19 protein-coding genes are annotated in these 21,302 nt (G+C 68.7%); 16 read left to right on the top strand and 3 right to left on the bottom strand.

The features are described 5' to 3' along the window. The first annotated feature begins 181 nt into the window (after positions 1 to 181). Positions 182 to 838: an outer membrane protein OmpA gene (gene ompA / locus IV088_RS20035; RefSeq protein ID WP_291105660.1), complete on the top strand. Its 657-nt coding sequence runs from the start codon at positions 182 to 184 to the stop codon at positions 836 to 838. Positions 839 to 874: 36 nt separating this feature from the next. On the opposite strand, the gene IV088_RS20030 is transcribed toward ompA, so the two are convergent. After that, positions 875 to 1,795, bottom strand: coding sequence for a 2-dehydropantoate 2-reductase (locus IV088_RS20030; protein ID WP_291105658.1), 921 nt, complete (start codon positions 1,793 to 1,795; stop codon positions 875 to 877). A gap of 306 nt (positions 1,796 to 2,101) precedes the next feature. On the opposite strand from IV088_RS20030, the gene IV088_RS20025 reads away from it, so the two are divergent. From IV088_RS20025 to IV088_RS19965, 13 genes are all read left to right on the top strand, one after another. Beyond that, positions 2,102 to 3,403: a GTP cyclohydrolase II gene (locus tag IV088_RS20025; RefSeq protein ID WP_291105657.1), complete on the top strand. Its 1,302-nt coding sequence runs from the start codon at positions 2,102 to 2,104 to the stop codon at positions 3,401 to 3,403. A 17-nt stretch (positions 3,404 to 3,420) separates the two neighbouring features. Next, positions 3,421 to 4,638, top strand: coding sequence for a URC4/urg3 family protein (locus IV088_RS20020; protein ID WP_291105655.1), 1,218 nt, complete (start codon positions 3,421 to 3,423; stop codon positions 4,636 to 4,638). A gap of 46 nt (positions 4,639 to 4,684) precedes the next feature. Further along, positions 4,685 to 5,314 (top strand): uracil phosphoribosyltransferase, encoded by a 630-nt coding sequence (upp, locus tag IV088_RS20015; RefSeq protein WP_291105653.1) that lies wholly within the window; start codon positions 4,685 to 4,687, stop codon positions 5,312 to 5,314. A gap of 41 nt (positions 5,315 to 5,355) precedes the next feature. Continuing rightward, positions 5,356 to 5,994 (top strand): LysE family translocator, encoded by a 639-nt coding sequence (locus IV088_RS20010; protein ID WP_291105651.1) that lies wholly within the window; start codon positions 5,356 to 5,358, stop codon positions 5,992 to 5,994. A 10-nt stretch (positions 5,995 to 6,004) separates the two neighbouring features. Then, positions 6,005 to 7,282 (top strand): amidohydrolase family protein, encoded by a 1,278-nt coding sequence (locus IV088_RS20005; RefSeq protein WP_291105650.1) that lies wholly within the window; start codon positions 6,005 to 6,007, stop codon positions 7,280 to 7,282. A gap of 181 nt (positions 7,283 to 7,463) precedes the next feature. After that, positions 7,464 to 8,360: a transporter substrate-binding domain-containing protein gene (locus tag IV088_RS20000; RefSeq protein ID WP_291105649.1), complete on the top strand. Its 897-nt coding sequence runs from the start codon at positions 7,464 to 7,466 to the stop codon at positions 8,358 to 8,360. Positions 8,361 to 8,365: 5 nt separating this feature from the next. Next, the gene (locus tag IV088_RS19995; protein WP_291105648.1) at positions 8,366 to 9,253 is read left to right on the top strand and encodes an amino acid ABC transporter substrate-binding protein; all 888 of its coding nucleotides are present in this window, start codon (positions 8,366 to 8,368) and stop codon (positions 9,251 to 9,253) included. Positions 9,254 to 9,308: 55 nt separating this feature from the next. Beyond that, positions 9,309 to 10,211 (top strand): amino acid ABC transporter substrate-binding protein, encoded by a 903-nt coding sequence (locus IV088_RS19990; RefSeq protein ID WP_291105646.1) that lies wholly within the window; start codon positions 9,309 to 9,311, stop codon positions 10,209 to 10,211. Between the two features lie 135 nt (positions 10,212 to 10,346). After that, positions 10,347 to 11,087 (top strand): amino acid ABC transporter permease, encoded by a 741-nt coding sequence (locus tag IV088_RS19985; RefSeq protein WP_291105645.1) that lies wholly within the window; start codon positions 10,347 to 10,349, stop codon positions 11,085 to 11,087. 1 nt (position 11,088) lies between these two features. Then, positions 11,089 to 11,754, top strand: coding sequence for an amino acid ABC transporter permease (locus IV088_RS19980; protein ID WP_291105644.1), 666 nt, complete (start codon positions 11,089 to 11,091; stop codon positions 11,752 to 11,754). A gap of 12 nt (positions 11,755 to 11,766) precedes the next feature. Beyond that, a complete protein-coding gene (locus IV088_RS19975) occupies positions 11,767 to 12,501 on the top strand; it encodes an amino acid ABC transporter ATP-binding protein (RefSeq protein WP_291105642.1) in 735 nt (244 codons plus the stop codon). Positions 12,502 to 12,579: 78 nt separating this feature from the next. Beyond that, complete coding sequence (locus IV088_RS19970) at positions 12,580 to 14,478, top strand: ATP-binding protein (protein ID WP_291105640.1); 1,899 nt, start codon at positions 12,580 to 12,582, stop codon at positions 14,476 to 14,478. Continuing rightward, positions 14,475 to 15,818 carry a sigma-54 dependent transcriptional regulator gene (locus tag IV088_RS19965; RefSeq protein WP_291105639.1) on the top strand — a complete coding sequence of 448 codons (1,344 nt, stop codon included), beginning with the start codon at positions 14,475 to 14,477 and terminating at the stop codon, positions 15,816 to 15,818. The genes IV088_RS19970 and IV088_RS19965 overlap by 4 nt, the downstream gene beginning before the upstream one ends. A 34-nt stretch (positions 15,819 to 15,852) precedes the next feature. Here the strand turns inward: IV088_RS19965 and xdhB are convergent, their stop codons facing one another. Then, the gene (gene xdhB / locus IV088_RS19960) at positions 15,853 to 18,243 is read right to left on the bottom strand and encodes a xanthine dehydrogenase molybdopterin binding subunit (protein WP_291105638.1); all 2,391 of its coding nucleotides are present in this window, start codon (positions 18,241 to 18,243) and stop codon (positions 15,853 to 15,855) included. Beyond that, positions 18,240 to 19,913, bottom strand: a complete 1,674-nt coding sequence (locus IV088_RS19955; RefSeq protein WP_291105637.1) for an FAD binding domain-containing protein — start codon at positions 19,911 to 19,913, stop codon at positions 18,240 to 18,242. Before IV088_RS19955 ends, xdhB begins: the two co-directional genes overlap by 4 nt. Positions 19,914 to 20,007: 94 nt before the next feature. On the opposite strand from IV088_RS19955, the gene IV088_RS19950 reads away from it, so the two are divergent. After that, entirely contained in the window at positions 20,008 to 20,961 is a 954-nt protein-coding gene (locus IV088_RS19950; RefSeq protein WP_291105635.1) for a LysR family transcriptional regulator, read from the top strand. Positions 20,962 to 21,121: 160 nt separating this feature from the next. Next, positions 21,122 to 21,302, top strand: a 181-nt coding sequence (locus IV088_RS19945) for an ATP-binding cassette domain-containing protein (RefSeq protein ID WP_291105634.1), incomplete at its 3' end; no start/stop codon positions are given.

The following is a 21,302-nucleotide window of genomic DNA, read 5'->3' as shown; positions in this document are numbered from 1 at the left end:
TGGCTGGTTTCCGCGGCGGATGGGGCATGGTGGGACGGCATGTTGTCCTACACGCACACGCGGTGGTCGCCGATGAGGGCGTGCCCGGGGGATTCCTAGACTGAGCGCACTCGGTTGGGTAGCGCACAGACCCACCGACGTTTTCACCCCACGCTTGCGTGAACATTGAAAAGGAATCCCCATGAACAAGCACAACCTCAACCGCATGGCCCTGCTGGTGGCGTCGGTCACCCTGGCGTCTGCCGCCGCGGCCCAGACCGTCGACAACTGGACGAACGGCGGTGGCGACCTGGTCTGGCGCAACGGCAGCAACGAGCTGTGCTGGCGCAACAACTTCTGGACACCGGCCACGGCCCATCCGGACTGCGACGGCGCCATCAAGCCGCTCCCGCCCGTGGCCGCCGCGCCGGCCCCCGCGCCGGAACCTGCCCCCGCACCGGCCCCGGCGCCGCCAGCTCCGGTGGTGGCGGCCCCCGCACCGGTGCTGACCATGACCCTGCAGGCGGGGACCCTGTTCGACTTCGACAAGTCGGTCATCAAGCCGGCCGGCAAGGCCGCCCTGGATGGCCTGGTCGCGGACATGGCCAAGGTCGACGTCGAAACCATCATCGCGGTCGGCCACACCGACGCGATCGGGACCGACACCTACAACCGCTTGCTGTCGATCCGCCGGGTCGAGGCGGTGAAGGCCTACCTGGTGAGCAAGGGCGTGCCGGCCGACCGCATCAAGACCGAAGGCAAGGGCGAGTCGCAGCCGGTGGCGTCCAACCAGACCCGCGACGGTCGCGCCCAGAACCGCCGCGTGGAGATCGAGGTGGTGGGCACCCAGAAGCCTTGATGCCCGAGGGCGGGTCCGTTCCGGTCCCGCCCCCGATCAGGCGGCCGCGCTGCCCTCCGCGAGCTTCACCACCGCCCACAGCACGCGGTTGGCCGGCGTGGGCACACCCAGCGCCTCGCCGCGTCGCACCACGTATCCGTTGAGAAAATCGATCTCGCTGGGTTTGCCACGCATCAGGTCCTGCGCGGTGGACGAGAACTGGCTGGGCATGGTCTCGGCGATGCGGCGCACGGCGGCGTCCACGTCGCCGGGGAGCGTCACGCCGTCGGCCGCCGCCACGGCGCGGCACTCGGCGACCACGTCGCGCATCACGTCCGGCACGCCGGGGCGTTGCACCAGCTCGCCATAGGGGATGCGGCCGACGGCCGAGAGCGCGTTGTAGGCGCAGTTGAGGATGAGTTTGGCCCAGAGCGCGCCGCGCACGTTGTCGCTGACCTCGGTGGGCACGCCGGCGGCGATGAGGGCCCGGGCCACCGCGTCGCTGGTGGGCGAGGGCTCGATCACCAGTTCACCGCGCCCGTGGTGGCGCAGGTGGCCGGGGCCGGCCATTTCGGTGGCCACGTAGACCACGGCGGCGGCCACGCTCACCCCCGGCAGCACGGCGCGCAGCCGCTCGGCGTTGTCCACGCCGTTCTGCAGGCACAGCACCAGCGCGCCCGGCGCCAGGTGCTCTCGCATCTGGGCGCCGGCGGCTTCGGTGTCGGGCGACTTCACCGCGAACAGCACCAGGTCGGCACCGGCCACGGCGGACGCTTCGGTGCTGGCGGCCAGCGGCACCGCCTCGTCGAACGTGAGGGTCTGCATGCGCAGGCCGTGGGCCTGCACGGCCTGCACGTGCGGCGGCCGGCCAATGAGCGTGACGCGGTGGCCGGCGCGGGCCAGCATGCCGCCGTAGAAACAGCCGACGGCGCCGGCGCCGAGCACGGCAACGGAGAGGGTGGGGGCGGTGGAGGTCATGTGTGATTTTAGGAACGCCTGGGCATGTGCGGCTTGCGGTTGGCACTGCACTTGCTAAAGTGGGTGCAGAGGCTGAGCGTTTTTCGGGCGTGTCCGAGCAACGCGTCAAAACGTGCCCGATCAAGGCGCAAAGCACAGCCATAGCTCTGGCTATGGCGCGCATTTGCAACGCAGAGCGGGTGCGTTTTGGCGTGGTGAGCGGGCATGAGCGAAAGACGCTCAGCCTCTCAGGCCACGGGGCCGACACCACGTCGGCTCCGGCGGGTTCGCCAGCGATGGCTGTTTCCAAGCTTCCAAGGTGCGCACATGTCTGCAGAAACCCCGTCACCCGACGTTCCCGAGGCCGTCGCGCCTGCGTCGCCCAACACGCCGCACCCGCGCCACATCCGGCTCACCTCGCACTCCGGCGGGTTCGGGGCGCTGCCCATCGTGTGGGGCGCGGCGACGGCGCGCGAGCGCGGGCCGGTGGTGGGCACCACGCTCAACGTCTCGAACCGCAACGTGATCGGCACCCACAGCGGCAGCTACAGCGTGTACCGCGCGCTGGCCGTGGCGGCGGGGGCGCTCAAGCGCGAGCACCGCGCCGACCTCACCAACACCGCGCCCACCGACGTCATCGGCCCCTACCCGCAGTGGGCCGACCCGGGCAAGATCGTCAGCATGGACCCCTGGGGCGCGGTGATCGCCGACGCCTACGCCACCGAACTGGAGGCGGGCTACGACATCCGGCCCACCATCGCCGTGACCAAGGCGCACGTGATCCTGCCCGAGGTGATCGACGCGCTGCAAAAGGGCCGGCTCAAGCCCGACGGCCAGTTCCTCACCGCGGGCGGCGCGGCCGTGGTGACCAAGGTGGCGGTGGAGCCGGTGTGGTACCTGCCGGGTGTGGCGAAACGCTTCGGCTGCACCGAGGCCGACCTGCGCCGCGTGCTGTTTGAAGAAACCGGCGGCATGTACCCCGAGCTGGTCACGCGCTCCGACCTGGAAGTCTTTCTGCCCCCGATTGGCGGGCAGACGGTCTACATCTTCGGCCACCCGCGCGACCTGGCCGACCCGACCGTGGAGCTCACGGCCCGCGTGCACGACGAGTGCAACGGCTCCGATGTGTTCGGCTCCGACATCTGCACCTGCCGCCCCTACCTCACGCACGCGATCGAGGAATGCATCCAGGGCGCGCAGCGAGGCGGCGTGGGCCTGGTGGCCTACTCGCGCAAGGAGGGCAGGGCGCTGGGCGAGGTGACCAAGTTCCTGGTCTACAACGCGCGCAAGCGCCAGGTGGGCGGCGACACGGCCGACCAGTACTTCGCGCGCACAGAGTGCGTGGCCGGCGTGCAGGACATGCGTTTCCAGGAACTCATGCCCGACGTGCTGCACTGGCTGGGCATCCGCAAGATCCACCGCCTGGTCTCCATGAGCAACATGAAGTACGACGCCATCACCGGCGGCGGCATCGAGGTGGGCGAGCGCGTCAACATCCCGGACGAGTTGATTCCGGCCGACGCGCGCGTCGAGATGGACGCCAAGATGGCGGCCGGCTACTTCACACCGGGCCTGGTGCCCGACGCCGACGAACTCAAGATCGCCAAGGGCCGGGGGTTGCACCCTTGAGCCTTGTCACACCGGATATGTCGAGCGCCGCCGGCGCGGTGGCCGCGCTGCGCTCCACCACGGCGATCCGCGAACGGGCCGGGCAACTGCTGGCCCGCGCCCGGGCCGGCGAATCCAGCCACTTCGCGGTCGACGATGCCGCCCTCGCGTCGGCCGCGCGCACCGTGGCCGAGCTCACGCGCCAGCGCTTCCCCGACCTGCGCATCCCGTACCACAGCCGCTGGCGCCATTTCGAAGCGGGCCAAGTGAACCGCGCGGCCCGGCTCGACGTCTTGCTGGGCCCGGTGGACGCGGCCGAGCGCGCCCGCACGCAGATCGACCTGGCGCTGGTGAGCGTGCTGCTCGACGCCGGCGCGGGCGCCGGGTGGGGCTACCGCGAGGCCGCCAGCAAGCAGACGTTTTCGCGCTCCGAAGGTCTGGGCGTGGCGAGCTTCCATGCGTTCACCGCCGGCCTGTTCTCCAGCGATCCGGCGCAACCCCTTCGGGTGGACGCAGCCGGCCTGGCCGCGTTGACGGCCGAGCGACTGGGCGAGGCCTTTCAGGTGAGCGCGCGCAACCCGCTGGTGGGCCTGGAGGGCCGCAGCGCCGTGCTGCGCCGCCTGGGCTCGGCCATGCGCGAACACGCCGACACCTACGGTCCGCTCGGCCGCCCCGGCGCGCTCTTCGATGCGCTGCGCAGTGGCCCCACCGTCGAGGCGCACGCCATCCTCATGGCCTTGCTCGACACGCTGTCCGGCATCTGGCCCGCGCAGAACGCCATCGGTGGCACCGCGCTGGGCGACTGCTGGTCCCACCCGGCCGTGCCGGGCGAGGGTCTCACCGCCGGCTGGATGCCGTTTCACAAGCTCTCGCAGTGGCTCACCTATTCGCTGCTGGAGCCTTTCGAATGGGCGGGTGTGCGCGTGCAGGGGCTGGACGCACTCACCGGCCTGCCCGAGTACCGCAACGGTGGCCTGCTGATCGACGCCGGCGTGCTGCGCCCGCTGCCCGCCGACCACGCCACGCGCACCTGGCAGGCCGGCGACACCTTCATCGTTGAATGGCGCGCGCTCACCGTGGCCCTGCTCGACGAACTCGCGCCTCTGGTGCGTGCCGAGCTGGGCCTGAGCGCGGCGCAGATGCCACTGGCCTGCGTGCTCGAAGGCGGGACCTGGGCGGCCGGCCGCCTGCTGGCGCTGCGCCTGCGCGGTGGCCTGCCCCCGCTCAACATCGCCAGCGACGGCACCGTGTTCTGAATCCGTTTCCATGACTCCGTTCCCGAACCATGAAGGCCACCCCACCATGAGCAACGTCCACCTCATCGACCACCCGCTGGTGCAGCACAAGCTCACGCTGATGCGCCGCAAGGACGCCAGCACCAACAGCTTCCGCCGCCTGCTCAACGAGCTGTCCCTGCTCATGACCTACGAGGTCACGCGCGACATGCCGATGCAGGACATTCAGATCGAAACGCCGCTGGAGACCATGACCGCCAAGGTGATCGACGGCAAGAAGCTGGTGTTCGTGTCCATCCTGCGCGCGGGCAACGGCATCCTGGAGGGCATGCTCAACGTGGTGCCCGGCGCGCGCGTGGGCCACATCGGCCTGTACCGCGACCCCAAGACGCTGACCGCGGTGGAGTACTACTTCAAGATGCCGTCCGACATGCCCGAGCGCGACGTGGTGGTGGTGGACCCGATGCTGGCCACCGGCAACTCGGCCATCGCCGCCATCGACCGGCTCAAGGAAACACGGCCGAAGTCCATCAAGTTCGTCTGCCTGCTGACCTGTCCCGAGGGCCTGGCCGCGCTGCAGAAGGCCCACCCCGACGTGCCGATCTACACCGCCGCCATCGACCGCCAGCTCAACGAGCACGGCTACATCCTGCCCGGCCTGGGCGACGCGGGCGACCGCATCTTCGGCACGCAGTGACGCCGCGTATGCTGGCGTCCTGACCTGAAAGGAATCCGTCCATGCCCAGCCTGCAAACCCTGCTGATGTTCGCCACCGCCTCGCTCGCGCTGGCGGCGATCCCCGGCCCCACCATGCTGCTGGCCCTGTCCAACGGCATGGGCGGTGGCCTGCGTCGCGCGGCCTGGGGCATGGCCGGCGCCAACCTGGGCAGCGTGATCATGATCAGCGTCGTCGCGGTGGGGCTGGGGGCGCTGCTGGCGTCGTCGGCCTGGCTGTTCGAAGCCGTGCGTGCGGTGGGGGTGCTCTACCTGCTGTGGCTGGCGGTGCAGCTCTGGCGCAGCCCGCCGCAGGACATGCGGGCGGCGCTGGCCCAGGTGCCGGGGCAGCAGGTGCAGGGCCGTGCGGCCTTCGTGCGCAGCCTGCTGGTGGCCCTGTCCAACCCCAAGTCGCTGCTGTTTTTCGCGGCGTTCCTGCCGCAGTTCGTGGACCCGGCGCAGGCGATGGTGCCGCAGTACGCGCTGCTCGGGGCGCTGTTCGTCGCCATCGACGCGCTGGTGATGGTGGCCTATGCCCTGGCCGGGCGGCAGGCGGTGCGCTGGCTATCGGGCGACGGCCTGCGCTGGCTGAACCGCGGCTGCGCGATGGGCATGGGCCTGCTGGCGCTGTTGCTGGCCAGCGTCCGCCGTCAGGCGGCCTGAAGGGGGCGCCGTGCTGGATCTGCTGATCACCCACGCCAACCTGCCCGACGGGCGCACCGATGTGTCCGTCGCGGTGCAGGACGGCCGCATCGTCGAGGTGGCCGCGGGCCTGCAGGCGCCGGCGCACGAGACCGTGGACGCCGCCGGCCAGCTGCTGAGCCCGCCGTTCTGCGACCCGCACTTTCACATGGACGCGACGCTGAGTTATGGCCTGCCGCGCGTGAACCAGAGCGGCACCCTGCTCGAAGGCATCGCGCTGTGGGGCGAGCTCAAACCGCTGCTGACCGAAGAAGCGCTGGTGGACCGCGCGCTGGCCTACTGCGACTGGGCGGTGGCCAAGGGCCTGCTGGCGATCCGCAGCCACGTGGACACCAGCGACCCCAGCCTGCTGCCGGTGCGCGCGATGCTGGAGGTGAAGCAGCGTGTCGCGCCCTACCTGGACCTGCAACTGGTCGCCTTCCCGCAGGACGGTGTGTTGCGCTCAAAGGGCGGTCTCGACAACCTGAAACGCGCACTCGATCTGGGCGTGGACGTGGTCGGCGGCATCCCGCACTTCGAGCGGACCATGGCCGACGGAGCGGCCAGCGTGAGGCTGCTGTGTGAACTCGCCGCCGAACGTGGCCTGCCGGTGGACATGCATTGCGACGAGAGCGACGACCCGCTCTCGCGCCACATCGAGACGCTGGCGTTTGAAACACAGCGCCTGGGCCTGCAGGGCCGCGTCAACGGCTCGCACCTGACCTCCATGCACAGCATGGACAACTACTACGTGAGCAAGCTGATCCCGCTGATCGCGGAAAGCGGCGTGAGCGCGGTCGCCAACCCGCTGATCAACATCACCCTGCAGGGCCGGCACGACAGCTACCCGAAACGCCGCGGCATGACGCGCGTGCCCGAGCTGATGGCGGCCGGCGTCACGGTGGCCTTTGGCCACGACTGCGTGATGGACCCCTGGTATTCGCTGGGCAGCGGCGACATGCTGGAGGTGGCCCACATGGGCCTGCACGTGGCGCAGATGACCAGCCAGGCCGGCATGCGCCAGTGTTTCGAGGCGGTGACCACGAACGCTGCGAAGGTGATGGGGCTCAAGGGTTACGGCATCGAAGCCGGCCAGGACGCGAGCTTCGTGCTGCTGCAGGCGCGCGACCCCATCGAGGCGATCCGCCTGCGCGCGACTCGGCTGAGGGTGTGGCGCCAAGGCGTGTTGCTGGCCGAGACACCGGCGGCGCAAGCGGCGCTCGCGTTGCCAGGCCGCCCGGACACCACGGCCTTCATGCCGCTGCGCTGAAGGTCCGGGCGGTCGGAAATCCGTTTTTCAGGGGGGTGGGCGAAACGGATTTCCGTTCGCCTGGACGCCCTGTGAGCGCCACAAACGCGGTTTGAGAGGGGTTTTGGGCCACATTGGAGCCCCATTCCTAGGGTTAATACCCACTGGCATGGCCTTTGCGCTGAAACCCCTCAACCACCCCATGACCATGATCCGTTGCCTGCCCCCCTTTCTGCTGATGTGCTGCGCCCTGGGCGCACAGGCCCAGACGCCGGTGCTCACGACACTGCAGAAGATTTCGCAGACGGCGACCATCAACCTCGGTCACCGCGAGTCGTCGGTGCCGTTCTCGTACTACGACGGCCGCCGCCAGGTGGTGGGCTATTCGCAGGACCTGATGCTGGCGGTGGCGGACAGCATCAAGAAAGAACTCAAGCTGCCGGCGCTGGCGGTCAAGCTGGTGCCGGTGACCTCGCAGAACCGCATCCCGCTGGTGCAGAACGGCTCGGTGGACCTGGAGTGCGGCTCCACCACCCACAACCGCGAGCGCGCGCGCCAGGTGGCGTTCTCGGTCTCCATCTTCCAGACCAGTTCGCGCCTGCTGACCCGGGTGGACTCGGGCGTCACCGGGCTGTCCGACCTGGGCGGGCGGCGCGTGCTGGTCACCGCCGGCACCACGAGCGAGCGCCAGCTCATGATGCACAGCGAGTCCACGGGCCTGAAGGTGGACATCGTCTCGGCCAAGGACCACGGCGAGGCGTTCGAGCAGCTGCAAAGCGGGCGGGCCGTCGCGTTCCTGATGGACGAGGCCCTGCTCTACGGGCTGCGCGCCAAGACCGACCGGCCCGAGGACTGGCGCGTGGTCGGCAAGCCGATGGCGACCGAGGTCTACGCCTGCATGCTGCGCAAGGACGACACGGCGTTCAAGGCCGTGGTGGACCGCAGCCTGACGCGGCTCATGCAGTCGGGTGAGGCTCTGAAGATCTACCGCCGCTGGTTCCAGAGCCCGATTCCGCCCAAGGGGCTGAACCTGAACTGGCCGCCGCCCGACGTTTTGCTCGACCTGTACCGGTCGCCGACCGATCAACCTCTGGGGTAGTCACCATGGCCAGTCTGAACCGGTTTTTCTGGGCCGCGGCCCTGGCGTCGGCGCCGCTGTGGGCGGTGGCCGGCCCGGTGCTGGACCGCATCCAGCGGGACGGCAGCATCGTGCTGGCCCACCGCGAATCGTCGGTGCCGTTTTCGTTCGTCGACGCCGACAAGAAGCCGGTGGGCTACGCGATCGACCTGTGCCTGAAGCTCACCGAAGCCGTGCGCAAGAAGCTGGCGCTGGAGACGCTCACCCCCCGCTTCGTGCAGGTCACGCCGGCCAACCGCATCGCCATGGTGGAAGAGGGCAAGGCCGACCTGGAGTGCGGCTCGACCACCAACAACGCCGAGCGCCGCGAGAAGGTGGCCTTCACGGTGCCGCACTACATCACCGGCGCCCGCTACCTGGTGCGCGCGGACAGCGCGGTGCAGGTGGTGCGCGACTTCAGGGGGCTGAAGCTGGTCTCCACCAAGGGCACGACGCCGCTGAAGGCGGTGAACCGCGCCAACAACGAATACCTGCTGGGCATCACCGTCCTGGAAGCCGACGACCACGCGCGCGCCCTCGAGATGGTGGAACGGCGCGAGGCCGACGGCTTTGCGATGGACGACGTGCTGCTCTACGGCCTGGCCGCGGGGCGGCCCAACCCCGGGCAGCTCAAGGTGGTGGGCAAGTTCCTGACCATCGAACCGCTGGCCATCATGCTGCCCAAGAACGACCCGCAGTTCAAGCAGGTGGTGGACGACGAGATGAAGCGGCTGATCCGCTCCCGGGAGGCGCACGCGATCTACGACCGCTGGTTCAGCCAGCCCATCCCGCCCGCCAACAAGTCCCTGAACCTGCCCATGAACTACCTGCTGAAGGATTTCTGGAAGTACCCCTCGGACCAGGTGCCCGGTTGATCCGGCCACGGTCATTCTTTTGTTTCCCCCACCCTCCCAACCTTTTGGAGCCTGTATGAAAAAGTCTTTGTTGATTGTTGCCGCCCTCGTGGCCAGCTCGGCCGCCGTGGCGCAGACCACCGACACCCTGAAGAAGATCAAGGACAGCGGGTCCGTGACCATGGGTGTGCGTGAAAGCTCGGGCGCCCTGTCCTACACGCTGGGCGACGGCAAGTTCGTGGGTTACCACGTGGAGATCTGCCAGAAGGTGCTGGCCGACGTGCAGAAGCAGCTGGGCCTGGCCAAGCTGGACATCAAGTACCAGCCGGTGACCTCGCAGAACCGCATCCCGCTGGTGCAGAACGGCACCGTGGACATCGAGTGCGGCTCCACCACCAACAACGCCGCGCGCCAGAAGGACGTGTCCTTCGCGGTCACGACCTTCGTGGAAGAGGTTCGCATCGCGGTCAAGGCCAACTCCGGCATCAGCAGCATTGCCCAGCTCAACGGCAAGAAGGTCGCCACCACCACCGGCACCACCTCCGTGCAGACCCTGCGCAAGAACGAGCGCGCCACCGGCGTGAACTTTGAAGAGGTCTACGGCAAGGACCACGCCGACAGCTTCCTGCTGCTCGAATCCGGCCGTGCCGACGCCTTCGTGATGGACGGCGCCATCCTGGCCGGCAACATCGCCAAGGCCAAGAACCCGGCCGACTTCAAGATCGTGGGTGAAGTGCTGTCGGTCGAGCCGATCGCCATCATGATCCGCAAGGACGACGCCGCCTTCAAGAAGGCCGTGGACGACAGCCTCAAGGCCATGATGAAGTCGGGCGACGTGGCCAAGCTGTGGACCAAGTGGTTCGAACAGCCCATCCCCCCGGCCAACACCAAGGTCGGCATGGTCGCCAACGAGAACACCAAGGCGGCCTGGGCCACCCCGAACGACAAGCCGATGGAAGACTATTCCGTCAAGAAGTAAGGCCCCCACACTCCGCCGCTGCGCGGGTCGTTGCCCCCCGAGGGGGCTGACCCGGCTTGGGGCGGCCCGGCGCCGGATCGGTCTCTCTCCGGCGTCGGGTTTGTTTTCTTATTCAGTTGAACTGGGGAATTCACCATGAGCACATGGGATTGGCAGGTGTTCTGCAAGGACACGATCGACGGTGAGGTCCGGCCCAGCTGTTTTGGCGAGGGCGGCGACATCACCTACCTGGACTGGCTGCTCTCGGCCTGGGGCTGGACGCTGAGCGTCGCCGTGCTGGCGCTGGTGGTGGCGCTGGTGGTGGGCGCGGTCATGGGCATTTTCCGCACCACGCCGAGCAAGGCGCTGGTGGCCATCGGCAACGTGTGGACCGAGCTGTTCCGCAACATCCCGCTGCTGGTGCAGGTGTTCCTGTGGTACCACGTGCTGCCGTCCCTGATTCCGCCGCTGCGCGAGGTGCCCAGTTTTCTGCTGGTGGTGTTCGCGCTGGGCTTCTTCACCTCCGCGCGCATCGCCGAGCAGGTGCGCGCCGGCATCCAGAGCCTGCCCAAGGGGCAGCGCTACGCCGGCCTGGCGATGGGCCTGACGCTGTCGCAGACCTACCGCTACGTGCTGCTGCCGATGGCGTTTCGCATCGTCATCCCGCCGCTGACCAGCGAGAGCATGAACATCATCAAGAACTCCTCGGTGGCGTTCGCCGTGTCCATCGCCGAGCTGACCATGTTCGCCATGCAGGCGCAGGAAGAAACCTCGCGCGGCATCGAGGTCTACCTCGCCGTGACCGGGCTGTACTTCATCTCCGCCTTCGTCATCAACCGCATCGCGCTGTTCATTGAACACAAGGTGCAGGTGCCCGGCATGATCGGAGGGCATTGACATGAATCTCGACTTTGCATTCCTCGACTGGTCGGTCCTGTCGAGCTTCGTGCTCAAGGGCCTGATCTTCTCGGTGCAGCTCACGCTGATCGCCATGGTCGGTGGCATCCTGCTCGGCACGGTGCTCGCGCTCATGCGGCTGTCGGGCAAGAAGTGGCTGGTGATGCCGGCGGCGTTCTACGTGAACACGCTGCGCTCCATCCCGCTGGTGATGGTGATCCTGTGGTTCTTCCTGCTGATCCCGCTGATGATCGGGCAGCCCATGGGCGCCGAGCTCTCGGCCATGATCACCTTCACGGTGTTCGAGGCCGCGTACTTCTCGGAGATCATGCGCGCGGGCATCCAGAGCGTGCCCAAGGGCCAGGTCAACGCGGGTTACGCGGTGGGCATGACCTACGGCCAGACCATGCAGCTGATCGTGCTGCCGCAGGCCTTCCGCAACATGCTGCCGGTGCTGATGACGCAGACCATCATCCTGTTCCAGGACACCTCGCTGGTCTACGCCATCGGTGCCTACGACCTGCTCAAGGGCTTCGAGGTCGCGGGCAAGAACTTCAACCGGCCGGTGGAGACCTACCTCGTGGCCGCCGTCGTCTATTTCGTCATCTGTTTCTCGCTGTCGATGCTGGTGCGTCGCCTGCAGAAGAAGATCGCCATCATCCGCTGAGGAGCCATTGCCATGATCGACATCAAGAACGTTTCCAAGTGGTACGGCAGCTTCCAGGTGCTGACCGACTGCACCACCTCCATCCAGAAGGGCGAGGTGGTGGTGGTCTGCGGCCCTTCGGGCTCGGGCAAGTCCACCCTGATCAAGACCGTCAACGCGCTGGAGCCTTTCCAGAAGGGCGACATCGTGGTGGACGGCGTCAGCATCGCCGACCCCAAGACCAATCTGCCCAGGCTGCGCAGCCGCGTGGGCATGGTGTTCCAGCACTTCGAGCTGTTCCCGCACCTGTCGGTGACCGAGAACCTCACGCTGGCGCAGATCAAGGTGCTGGGCCGCAACGCCGACGAGGCCAAGACCCGCGGGCTGAAGATGCTCGACCGCGTGGGCCTGATGGCGCACAAGGACAAGTTCCCCGGCCAGCTCTCGGGCGGCCAGCAGCAGCGGGTGGCGATCGCCCGCGCGCTCAGCATGGACCCGATCGTGATGCTGTTCGACGAGCCGACCTCGGCGCTGGACCCCGAGATGGTGGGCGAGGTGCTGGACGTGATGGTCAAGCTCGCGCAAGAGGGCATGACCATGATGGTCGTGACCCACGAGATGGGTTTTGCCAAGAAGGTCAGCCACCGCGTGATCTTCATGGACGCCGGCAAAATCGTCGAAGATTGCCGGCGCGACGAGTTCTTCGGGAACCCGGACGCGCGCTCGCCACGGGCCAAGGAGTTCCTGTCGAAGATCCTGGCCCACTGAGCTCTTCTTCCTGAGGTCGCCATCCACCCAGCACCGCCGTTCGGTCCGCCCCCACCCCCGCCACGCCGCCGGCCCGGGGTGGCCCTGCGACGCGCGCTGCTGGCGCTGGTGGCGCTGGCCCTCATCGCGGCGACGGGGTTCTGGGTTCATGAGCGCAGCCTGGCCCAGGGCGCGGCCAGCCTGAAGGCGGCCTCCAACGGCCGGCTCGATCTGTTCGCCTCGGTGGTCGAGGCCCGCGTGCGGCGCCTGGAGCCGGTGCCCGCCACCATCCAGCTCAACCCGGTGGTGGTGCGGCTGCTGCAGGTGCCCGGCGCGGCGCATGCCGCGGCGGCCAACGACTACCTCTCGCGCCTGAACGCCCACCTGGGCAGCCTGGCGGTGTTCGTGCTCGACGTGCGCGGCGTGGTGCGGGCTTCCAGCAACACCTCGCTGCGCGACGACAGCCTGCGCGGCGAGGACGTCTCCTACCGCCCCTATTACCTGGAGGCGCTGGCCGGGCGCTCGACGCGCCATTTCGCCATCGGCAGCGGGGGCCATGCGGGCTACTTTGCCTCGCACCCGATCTACGACGGCCCCCGGGTGGTCGGTGTGGCCGTGATCAAGATCGGCCTGGACGCGCTGGAGCAGACCTGGCCCATGCTGGGGGCGCCGGCGCTGGTGGCCGACGCCAACCAGGTGGTGATCCTGTCCTCGCAGCCCCAGTGGCGCTACACCTCGCTCGCGCCGCTGCCCACCGAGCGCCGGGTCGACCTGCAGCTGGCCCAGACCTATGGCGCGCTGCGCCTGCCCCTGTTTCCCCTGAGCGTGGAGCTGTCGGTGGACGAAGACTCCCAGGAGGTGCAGGGCCTGCTGCGGGGCGACGAGGCCCGGGTCGCGGCCGCGCTGGGCCAGGCGCGCAGCCGCGCGGACTTCATGGTGCTGGGCCGCTCGCTCGACGGCATGGACTGGCGCGTGCTGATCTTCACCAGCCTGGCCGCGGTGCGCCACCAGGCCCTGCTGGACGGCATCGGGGGCGCCGTGTCGGTGGCCTTCCTGCTGCTGCTGGCGCTGTACTGGGCGCAGCGCCAGCGCATCGAGCGCCAGAAGCTGGGCGCCAAGCGCCAGCTGGAGCAGGCCAACGCCGAGCTGGAGCAGGAGGTGGGCCGCCGCACCCAGGAGCTCACCGACGCCAACACCCTGCTGCGCAAGGAAGTGGCCGAGCGCGAGCAGACCGAGAAGACCCTGCGCGCGGCGCAAAACGAACTGGTGCACGCCGGCAAGATGGCCGTGCTGGGCCAGCTGGCGGCCAGCATCACGCACGAACTCACGCAGCCGCTGGGGGGCATCCGCACGCTGGCCGGCAACGCCGCCGAGTTCATGCGCCGCGGCAACCACGGCGCGGCGCAGGAGAACCTGTCCATCGTGGCCCGACTGGTCGACCAGATGGCGCGCATCATCGACCCGCTCAAGAGCTTTTCGCGCAAATCGAGCTCGCGTCCCGAGGCGACCGACGTGGGCCGCATCGTGGAGCAGGCGCTGTTCCTGTTCCAGCTGCGCCTGCGGCACGAGAAGGTCGAGACCGACAACCGCTGTGAACCGGGGCGCTGGATCGCCTGGTGCGATGCCAACCGGCTGGAGCAGGTGCTGGTCAACCTGGTCGGCAACGCGCTCGACGCCATGCGCGACGCACCGAGCAAGACGCTGCAGATCACCGCCGAGCTGCGCGCGGACCAGGTGCCGCCGGCCATCGCGATCCAGGTGCAGGACAGCGGCAAGGGCCTGAGCGAGGCCGACTTCGCCCACCTCTTCGAGCCCTTCTACACCACCAAGGCCACGGGCGCCGGCCTCGGGCTGGGCCTGGTGATCTGCCGCGACATTGCCGCAGAATTCAAGGGCAGCCTGACGGCGCACAACGCCCCGGGCGCCGGGGCCTGCTTCACGCTCACCGTGCCGCTCTGGCAAGCTTCCCTGCACCCGAAAACCCCCGTGACCCCATGAACCGCGCCCTGACCGTCCTTTTGGTGGAAGACGACGCCGCCGTGCAGCTGGGCTGTGTGCAGGCCCTGCAGCTGGCCGACATCCCCGTGCGCGCCTTCGATTCGGCCGAGGCCGTGCTGCCCCACATCGGCCCCGGACTGGCCGGCGTGATCGTGACCGACATGCGCCTGCCCGGGGCCGACGGCCTGTCGGTGATCTGCGAGGCGCGCGACATCGACCCGGACCTGCCGGTGATCATGATCACCGGTCACGGCGACGTGAACCTGGCGGTGCAGGCCATGCGCAGCGGCGCCTACGACTTCATCCCCAAGCCCTTTTCGCCCGAGCAGCTGGTGGAGGTGGTGCAGCGCGCGCTGGAGAAGCGCCGCCTGACGCTGGAGGTCGCCAACCTGCGCCGCGCGCTCTCGCTGAGCGAGGGCCTGGAGGGCCAGCTGGTCGGCCATTCCCAGGCGATCCGTCGCGTGCGCCAGCTGGTGATGGAGGTGGCCGATTCGCCGGTGGACGTGCTGATCCGCGGCGAGACCGGCACCGGCAAGGAGGTGGTGGCCCGCGCCCTGCACGAACATTCGCGGCGCCGCAAGGCGCCCTATGTGGCGCTGAACTGCGGCGGCCTGCCCGACTCATTGCTGGACAGCGAGCTGTTCGGCCACGAGGCCGGGGCCTTCACCGGGGCGCAGAAACGCCGCATCGGCCGCATCGAACACGCCCACGGCGGCACCCTGTTTCTGGACGAGCTCGAAAGCATGCCGCTGGGGGTGCAGGTGAAGCTGCTGCGCGTGCTGCAGGAACGCAGCCTGGAGCGCCTGGGCTCCAACCAGAGCCAGCCGGTGGACGTGCGCGTGGTCGCCGCGACCAAGGACGACCTGCTGGAGCGGGCCCGGCAGGGCAGCTTCCGCGCCGACCTGGTGTACCGCCTGAACGTGGTCAACATCGAGCTGCCGCCCCTGCGCGAGCGCCGCGACGACATTCCCATGCTGCTAGAGCACTTCATGCTGCTGGCGGCCAGCCGGTACGGGCGCCAGCAGCCGAAGGTGCCCCAGGCCCAGCTGCGCCAGCTCATGGCCCGCGACTGGCCAGGCAACGTGCGCGAGCTGCGCAACGTGGCCGATGCGCTGGTGCTGGGCGTGGGCCCGCAGTGGGTCTCACCGCACGGACCTGCGCCCGATGCCTCGGACCCCGAGGCCCAACCCACGTTGACCGAAACGGTGGATCAGTTCGAACGCAGCCTGATCGCCGATGCGCTGCAGCGCCACGCCGGCAACGTGGGCCAGACCGCCAAGGCGCTGAACGTGCCCAAGACCACGCTGGTGGACAAGATCAAAAAACACGGCTTGAGGTAGGCCCCCAGCCCTCCTGAGGCCCTTGCGGGGCCACTCAGTTCAGCGCCCGCAGCACCTCTTCGGCCGTGGCCGGCGCGTTCACCCGCAGCGCATCACCCCCCGCCTGCGCCACCGCGTCGCGCAGCGCCTCGTACACGCTGATGGCCAGCATGAACGGCGGCTCGCCCACGGCCTTGCTGCCGTGCACGTTGTCCTCGCGGTTGGCTTCGGGCCAGAGCTCCACCTTGAAGTGCGCGGGCACGTCGCCGGTGGCGGGGATCTTGTAGGTGCTGGGGGCGTGGGTCAGCAAATGCCCTGGTAATTTTTTCGCCGGGCCGCCCCAAGAAAAAATGGTCCCCCTCGGGGGGGCTGACGCTTGCGTCAGCTCAGGGGGCTCTTGTTCTTTCCAGACCAGCTGCTCGGTCGTCAGCCAGCCCATGCCCTGGATGAAACCGCCTTCGATCTGGCCGATGTCGATGGCCGGGTTGATGCTGTGGCCCACGTCGTGCAGGATGTCCACCTTCAACACGCGGCTTTCGCCGGTGAGCGTGTCGATGGCGACCTCGCTCACCGCCGCGCCGTAGGCGAAGTAGTAGAACGGGCGGCCGGTGAGCGTGGTCTTGTCGTAGTGGATCTTGGGGGTGCGGTAGAAGCCGTCGCTCCAGAGCTGGATGCGGTTGGCGTAGGCCGCGCCCACCACGTCTTCAAACCGGCGGGTGGACTTGTCCGTGATGACCTGGCCGCCCTCGAAGCGCACGGCACCGGCGCCCACGCCGTCGAGCCCGGCCACAAAAGCCGCGAGGTTCTGGCGCACCTGGCGCGCCGCGAACTGCGCGGCACGGCCGTTGAGGTCGGTGCCGCTGGAGGCGGCGGTGGCGCTGGCGTTGGGCACCTTGCTGGTGTCGCTGGCGGTGGCCAATACCTTCTCAAAAGGCACACCCAGCTCGTCGGCCACGATCTGTGCCACCTTGGTGTTCAGGCCCTGGCCCATTTCGGTGCCGCCGTGGTTCACCTGCACGCTGCCGTCGGTGTACACGTGCACCAGCGCGCCGGCCTGGTTGAACAGCGTGGCGGTGAAGCTGATGCCGAACTTGACCGGCGTGAGCGCCAGCCCCTTCTTGATGACGGGGCTCTGCGCGTTGAAGGCCTCGATCTGCTCGCGGCGTTCGCGGTAACCGCTGGTGATCGCCAGGGTGTTGATCAGCGGGTCGAGGATGTTGTCTTCCACCGTCATCTGGTAGTGGGTGACGTTGCGTTCCTTGATGCCGTAGAGGTTGCGCAGCCGCACGTCCAGCGGGTCCAGACCCAGCGTGCGCGCGATGTCGCCCAGGATGCGCTCGATCACGATCACGCCCTGCGGGCCGCCGAAGCCGCGGAAGGCGGTGTGGCTCTGCGTGTTCGTCTTGCAGCGGTAGGAGTGGACCGCCACGTCTTCGAGGAAGTAGGCGTTGTCGGCGTGGAAGATGGCGCGGTCGGCCACGGGGCCCGAGAGGTCGGCGCTGAAGCCGCAGTTGACCAGCATCTCCAGCGCCAGACCACACAGCAGGCCGGTGTCGTCGAAGCCCACGCGGTAGTGGTACGCAAACGGGTGGCGCTTGCCGGTGATCATGAAGTCGTCGTCGCGGTCCAGCCGCAGCTTGACGGGGCAGCGCAGCTTGTTCGCGGCGATGGCGGCCCACACGGCCAGGTGGCCGGCCTGCGTTTCCTTGCCGCCGAAGCCGCCGCCCATGCGCCGGCATTCGACCGTGACCGCGTGGTTGGCCAGGCCCAGCGCGTGCGAGACCCAGTGCTGCACCTCGCCCGGGTGCTGGGTGCTGGTGTAGACCCACCACTGGTTCTGCTCCAGCGGCAGCACGTAGGCGACCTGGCCTTCGAGGTAGAAGTGTTCCTGGCCACCGACCTCGAACTGGCCTTCGAGCTGGTGCGGCGCACGCTTCAGCGCCGTTTTGGCATCCCCGCGCTGCACGTGCACGGGCGGCAGCACGTAACTCTCCAGCGCATGCGCCTCGTGCACGCTGAGCACGGCGGGCCGTTCCTCGATGTTCAGCTTGACGAGCCGCGCGGCCCGGCGCGCGGTCATCACGTCGTCGGCCACCACCAGCGCCACCACCTGGCCGATGAACTGCACGGTGTCGAGCGCGAACACCGGCTCGTCGTGCGCAAAGGCCGCGAGGGTGGTGTCGCCAGGGATGTCATCGGCGGCGATCACCGCGCGCACACCGGGCACGGCCAGCGCGGCCGACGCGTCCACGCCGCGCAAGAGGCCGTGCGCCACCGGCGAACACACCGGCGCCGCGTGCAGCGTGCCACGCACCTCGGGGATGTCGTCGATGTAGGTCGCGGCACCGGCCACCTGGGCGCGGGCGCTTTCATGGAATTTCGACTGGCCGGCGGCGCGTGGGGCGCCAGCCTCCGTCAGTGCGATGAGTTTGTCGGGCGCGTTCATGCCAGAGCCTCCAGGGTCTTGAGGTTTTCAAGGTTGATGCCTTGCAGCCCTTGGCTCTCCAGCCAGAAGCGCTGCAGCAGGTTGCCCAGCACGGTCTGTCGGTAGGCGGCGCTGGCGCGCATGTCGCTGATGGGCTGGAACTCGGCGCGCAGCGCGGCGGTCGCCGCCATCACGGTGTCGGCGTTCCAGGGCTGGCCGAGCAGGGCGGCTTCGGTCTGGCGGGCGCGGGCCGGGGTGGCGGCCACGCCGCCGGCGCCGATGGAGACCTGTTGCACCACGCCGGCTTTCACGGTCATCTGGACCGCCAGACAGACCGCAGAGATGTCGTCGTCGAAGCGCTTGCTGATCTTGTACACACGCAAGAGCTGTTCAGCCCCCACGCTCCCCACTGCGTTGGGTTCGCTGCCCCCCGAGGGGGCGCTCGCTGGCTTGGGGCGGCCCGGCGCGGCGCTCGGCGCGTGCCCGGTCGGCCGAGGCACCTTGATCCAGCACAGCAGCTCGTCGGGCCGCATCACGTTCTTGCGGTAGCCGGTGTACAGGTCTTCCAGCCGCAGCTCGCGGTGGGCGATCTCGCCGCCCGCTGCGGTCTTCTTCCAGCGCATCAGCAACACGCTGGCACCGAGCGCGATCAGCAGCGGCATGGTGTCGCCGATAGGGGAACCGTTGGCGACGTTGCCGCCCAGCGTGCCCGAGTTGCGCACCGGCAGACCGGCGAAGCGCTGCGAGAAGGTCTTGAGCTGGGGGCGCTCCTTGACCAGCGCGGCGAAGGCGTCGGTCAGCGAGACGGCGGCGCCGATGGCGATGTGGTGCGGGTAGGTTTCGACCCGCTGCAGTTCGCGCGCCGTGGTCACGTCCAGCACGCGGTCGAAGCGTTTGTGCATCTTGGTCACCCACAGGCCCACGTCGGTGCAGCCGGCCACGACCTGGGCTTGGGGGAACTTCGCCCGCTGTTGCAGCAGTGCCGCAAGGGTGGTGGGGCGCAAGTAGGGTTCGTCACCGGTCTGTTTCGGTTTCAGCGCCTTGAGCGCAGCGAGCGTGCCGGCTTCGTCCACGGCACAACCGGCGGGCAACGGCAGGTTGCCCATTTTTTCAGCGGCGTCGAGGATGGGGCGGTAGCCGGTGCAGCGGCAGAGGTTGCCCGAGAGGTCGGCCTGGGCCCGCTCCCGGGTGATGCCTTGGCCGCCGCCGCCGAGCGCCGACGGGCCGCCCCTGGGCGCGAGAGCCCCCTCGGGGGGCAGCGAACCGCATGCAATGGGGCGCGTGGGGGCTATGTGGGTTTGGTACATGCCGAACAGGCTCATCACGAACCCGGGCGTGCAGAAACCGCACTGGCTGCCGTGGCACTGCACCATGGCCTCCTGGGCCGGATGCAGTTCGCCGGTGTCGGCGGCGATGTCCTCCGCCGTCCAGACCGCCATGCCGTCCACCGAGTGCGCCAGCCGGATGCAGCTGTTGATGGCCCGGTATTGCAGCTTTCCGTTGACCGCCTCGCCCAGCACCACGGTGCAGGCGCCGCAGTCGCCTTCGCCGCAGCCCTCCTTGGTGCCGGTGCAGCCCAGGTCTTCGCGCAGCACCTCCAGCAGGGTGCGGTCGGGTGCCACGTTGTGCAGCGTGACCGGCTGGCCGCGCCGCAGGAAGCTCAGGGTTTGTGCGGATATTTCGGTGCTCATGCGCCCCAGCATAGCGCTGCCCCCATGGCACAACATATGCTCGACCATATGTCCAGCATGCCCAAACCACCATCCAGCTGCATACACCCAGGGTATGAAATACATGTCGATGTTCGACAAGATTGACCTGCACCTGATCCGCGTGCTCCACACCGTGCTCACCGAGCGCAGCGTCTCGCGCGCGGCCATTCGCATGGGCATGTACCAGCCGGCGGTGAGTGCCGCACTCAAGCGCCTGCGCGAACTGGCCGGGGACCCCTTGTTGGTGCGTTCAGGCTCGGGCATGGTGCCCACCGTGGCTGGTTTGCGCATGATCGAGCCGGCGGCCGACATCCTGCGCAGCGCCGAGGTGCTGTTTTCCGACGCGCGCAGCTTCGACCCCTCGACCGCCAGCCACAGCTTCAGCCTCGCGGCCAGCGACTACCTGGACCCGCTGTTCCTGCCGCAACTGGTGGCCCAGATCAAGGCCATGGCGCCGCACTGCCCGATCGACATCCACCCGCTCTCGGCCGAATCGGACTACCGGCTTCACCTGGCCCAGGGCGACGTGGACGTGGTGATCGGCAACTGGCCCAAGCCGCCGGACGACCTGCACCTGGGGCGCCTGTTCGGCGACGAGGTCGTGTGTCTGGTGTCCAGCCAGCACCCGGCCGCGCGCCGGGGCTGGGACGTGGAGGCCTGGCTGGCGGCCGAACACATCGCGCCGACCCCCACCCACCCCGGCGCGCGTGGCGTGATCGACGACCACCTGGCGTCGCAGGGCCTCACGCGCAACATCACCGCGCGCTGCCCGCATTTCGGCCTGATCCCCGCCATGGTGGCGGGCAGCCTGCTGGTGCTGACGACCGGGCGGCAGTACTGCGAGCGTTTCGTGGACCGGCTGCCCGTGCAGATCCTGCCGTGCCCGGTGCCGTTTCCGCGCCTGATGTACTACCAGCTGTGGCACGAGCGCACCCACGCGTCCAGCGCCGCGCGCTGGCTGCGCGAACAGATCAAGTCGGTGGCCGCCGCCTTGCGCCGGCCCGAGTCCGAATCCGCCGCGGCATGAACATGAAACACCCCCGCAGCGCTTCGCGCGACCCCCTCAAGGGGGCGACACCAGCCGTCCGGCAAAGCCGGCCCGGCGGTGTCCTGGACTGGACGTTTTCATGCGCCGCAGGTGGTGCTCCGGACGCAACGAACACCGACACCCACAAGAGGAGAAACCATTGACCACTCCCCGACTCCAGCTCGCCGGCATCACCAAACGCTACCCCGGCGTGGTGGCCAACAACGGCGTCTCGCTCAGCGTGGCGCCCGGCCAGATCCACGCCGTGCTGGGCGAAAACGGCGCTGGCAAGTCCACGCTGATGAAGATCATCTACGGCTCGGTCAAGCCCGACGAGGGTT

Origin of the sequence: Hydrogenophaga sp., assembly GCF_018780075.1 — a bacterium.
Lineage (GTDB): Bacteria > Pseudomonadota > Gammaproteobacteria > Burkholderiales > Burkholderiaceae_C > Hydrogenophaga.
This window is presented reverse-complemented; position numbering and strand designations above follow the sequence as displayed.

Bases quoted from the DNA above. Each gene is read 5' to 3' on its own strand.
- IV088_RS19965 (WP_291105639.1), top strand. From the start codon at position 14,475: ATGAACCGCGCCCTGACCGTCCTTTTGGTGGAAGACGACGCCGCCGTG.
- xdhB (WP_291105638.1), bottom strand. From the start codon at position 18,243: ATGAACGCGCCCGACAAACTCATCGCACTGACGGAGGCTGGCGCCCCA.
- IV088_RS20010 (WP_291105651.1), top strand. From the start codon at position 5,356: ATGCCCAGCCTGCAAACCCTGCTGATGTTCGCCACCGCCTCGCTCGCG.
- IV088_RS20000 (WP_291105649.1), top strand. From the start codon at position 7,464: ATGACCATGATCCGTTGCCTGCCCCCCTTTCTGCTGATGTGCTGCGCC.
- IV088_RS19990 (WP_291105646.1), top strand. From the start codon at position 9,309: ATGAAAAAGTCTTTGTTGATTGTTGCCGCCCTCGTGGCCAGCTCGGCC.
- IV088_RS20020 (WP_291105655.1), top strand. From the start codon at position 3,421: ATGTCGAGCGCCGCCGGCGCGGTGGCCGCGCTGCGCTCCACCACGGCG.
- IV088_RS19950 (WP_291105635.1), top strand. From the start codon at position 20,008: ATGAAATACATGTCGATGTTCGACAAGATTGACCTGCACCTGATCCGC.
- IV088_RS19975 (WP_291105642.1), top strand. From the start codon at position 11,767: ATGATCGACATCAAGAACGTTTCCAAGTGGTACGGCAGCTTCCAGGTG.
- IV088_RS20025 (WP_291105657.1), top strand. From the start codon at position 2,102: ATGTCTGCAGAAACCCCGTCACCCGACGTTCCCGAGGCCGTCGCGCCT.
- ompA (WP_291105660.1), top strand. From the start codon at position 182: ATGAACAAGCACAACCTCAACCGCATGGCCCTGCTGGTGGCGTCGGTC.
- IV088_RS19985 (WP_291105645.1), top strand. From the start codon at position 10,347: ATGAGCACATGGGATTGGCAGGTGTTCTGCAAGGACACGATCGACGGT.
- IV088_RS19995 (WP_291105648.1), top strand. From the start codon at position 8,366: ATGGCCAGTCTGAACCGGTTTTTCTGGGCCGCGGCCCTGGCGTCGGCG.
- upp (WP_291105653.1), top strand. From the start codon at position 4,685: ATGAGCAACGTCCACCTCATCGACCACCCGCTGGTGCAGCACAAGCTC.
- IV088_RS19955 (WP_291105637.1), bottom strand. From the start codon at position 19,913: ATGAGCACCGAAATATCCGCACAAACCCTGAGCTTCCTGCGGCGCGGC.
- IV088_RS19980 (WP_291105644.1), top strand. From the start codon at position 11,089: ATGAATCTCGACTTTGCATTCCTCGACTGGTCGGTCCTGTCGAGCTTC.
- IV088_RS20030 (WP_291105658.1), bottom strand. From the start codon at position 1,795: ATGACCTCCACCGCCCCCACCCTCTCCGTTGCCGTGCTCGGCGCCGGC.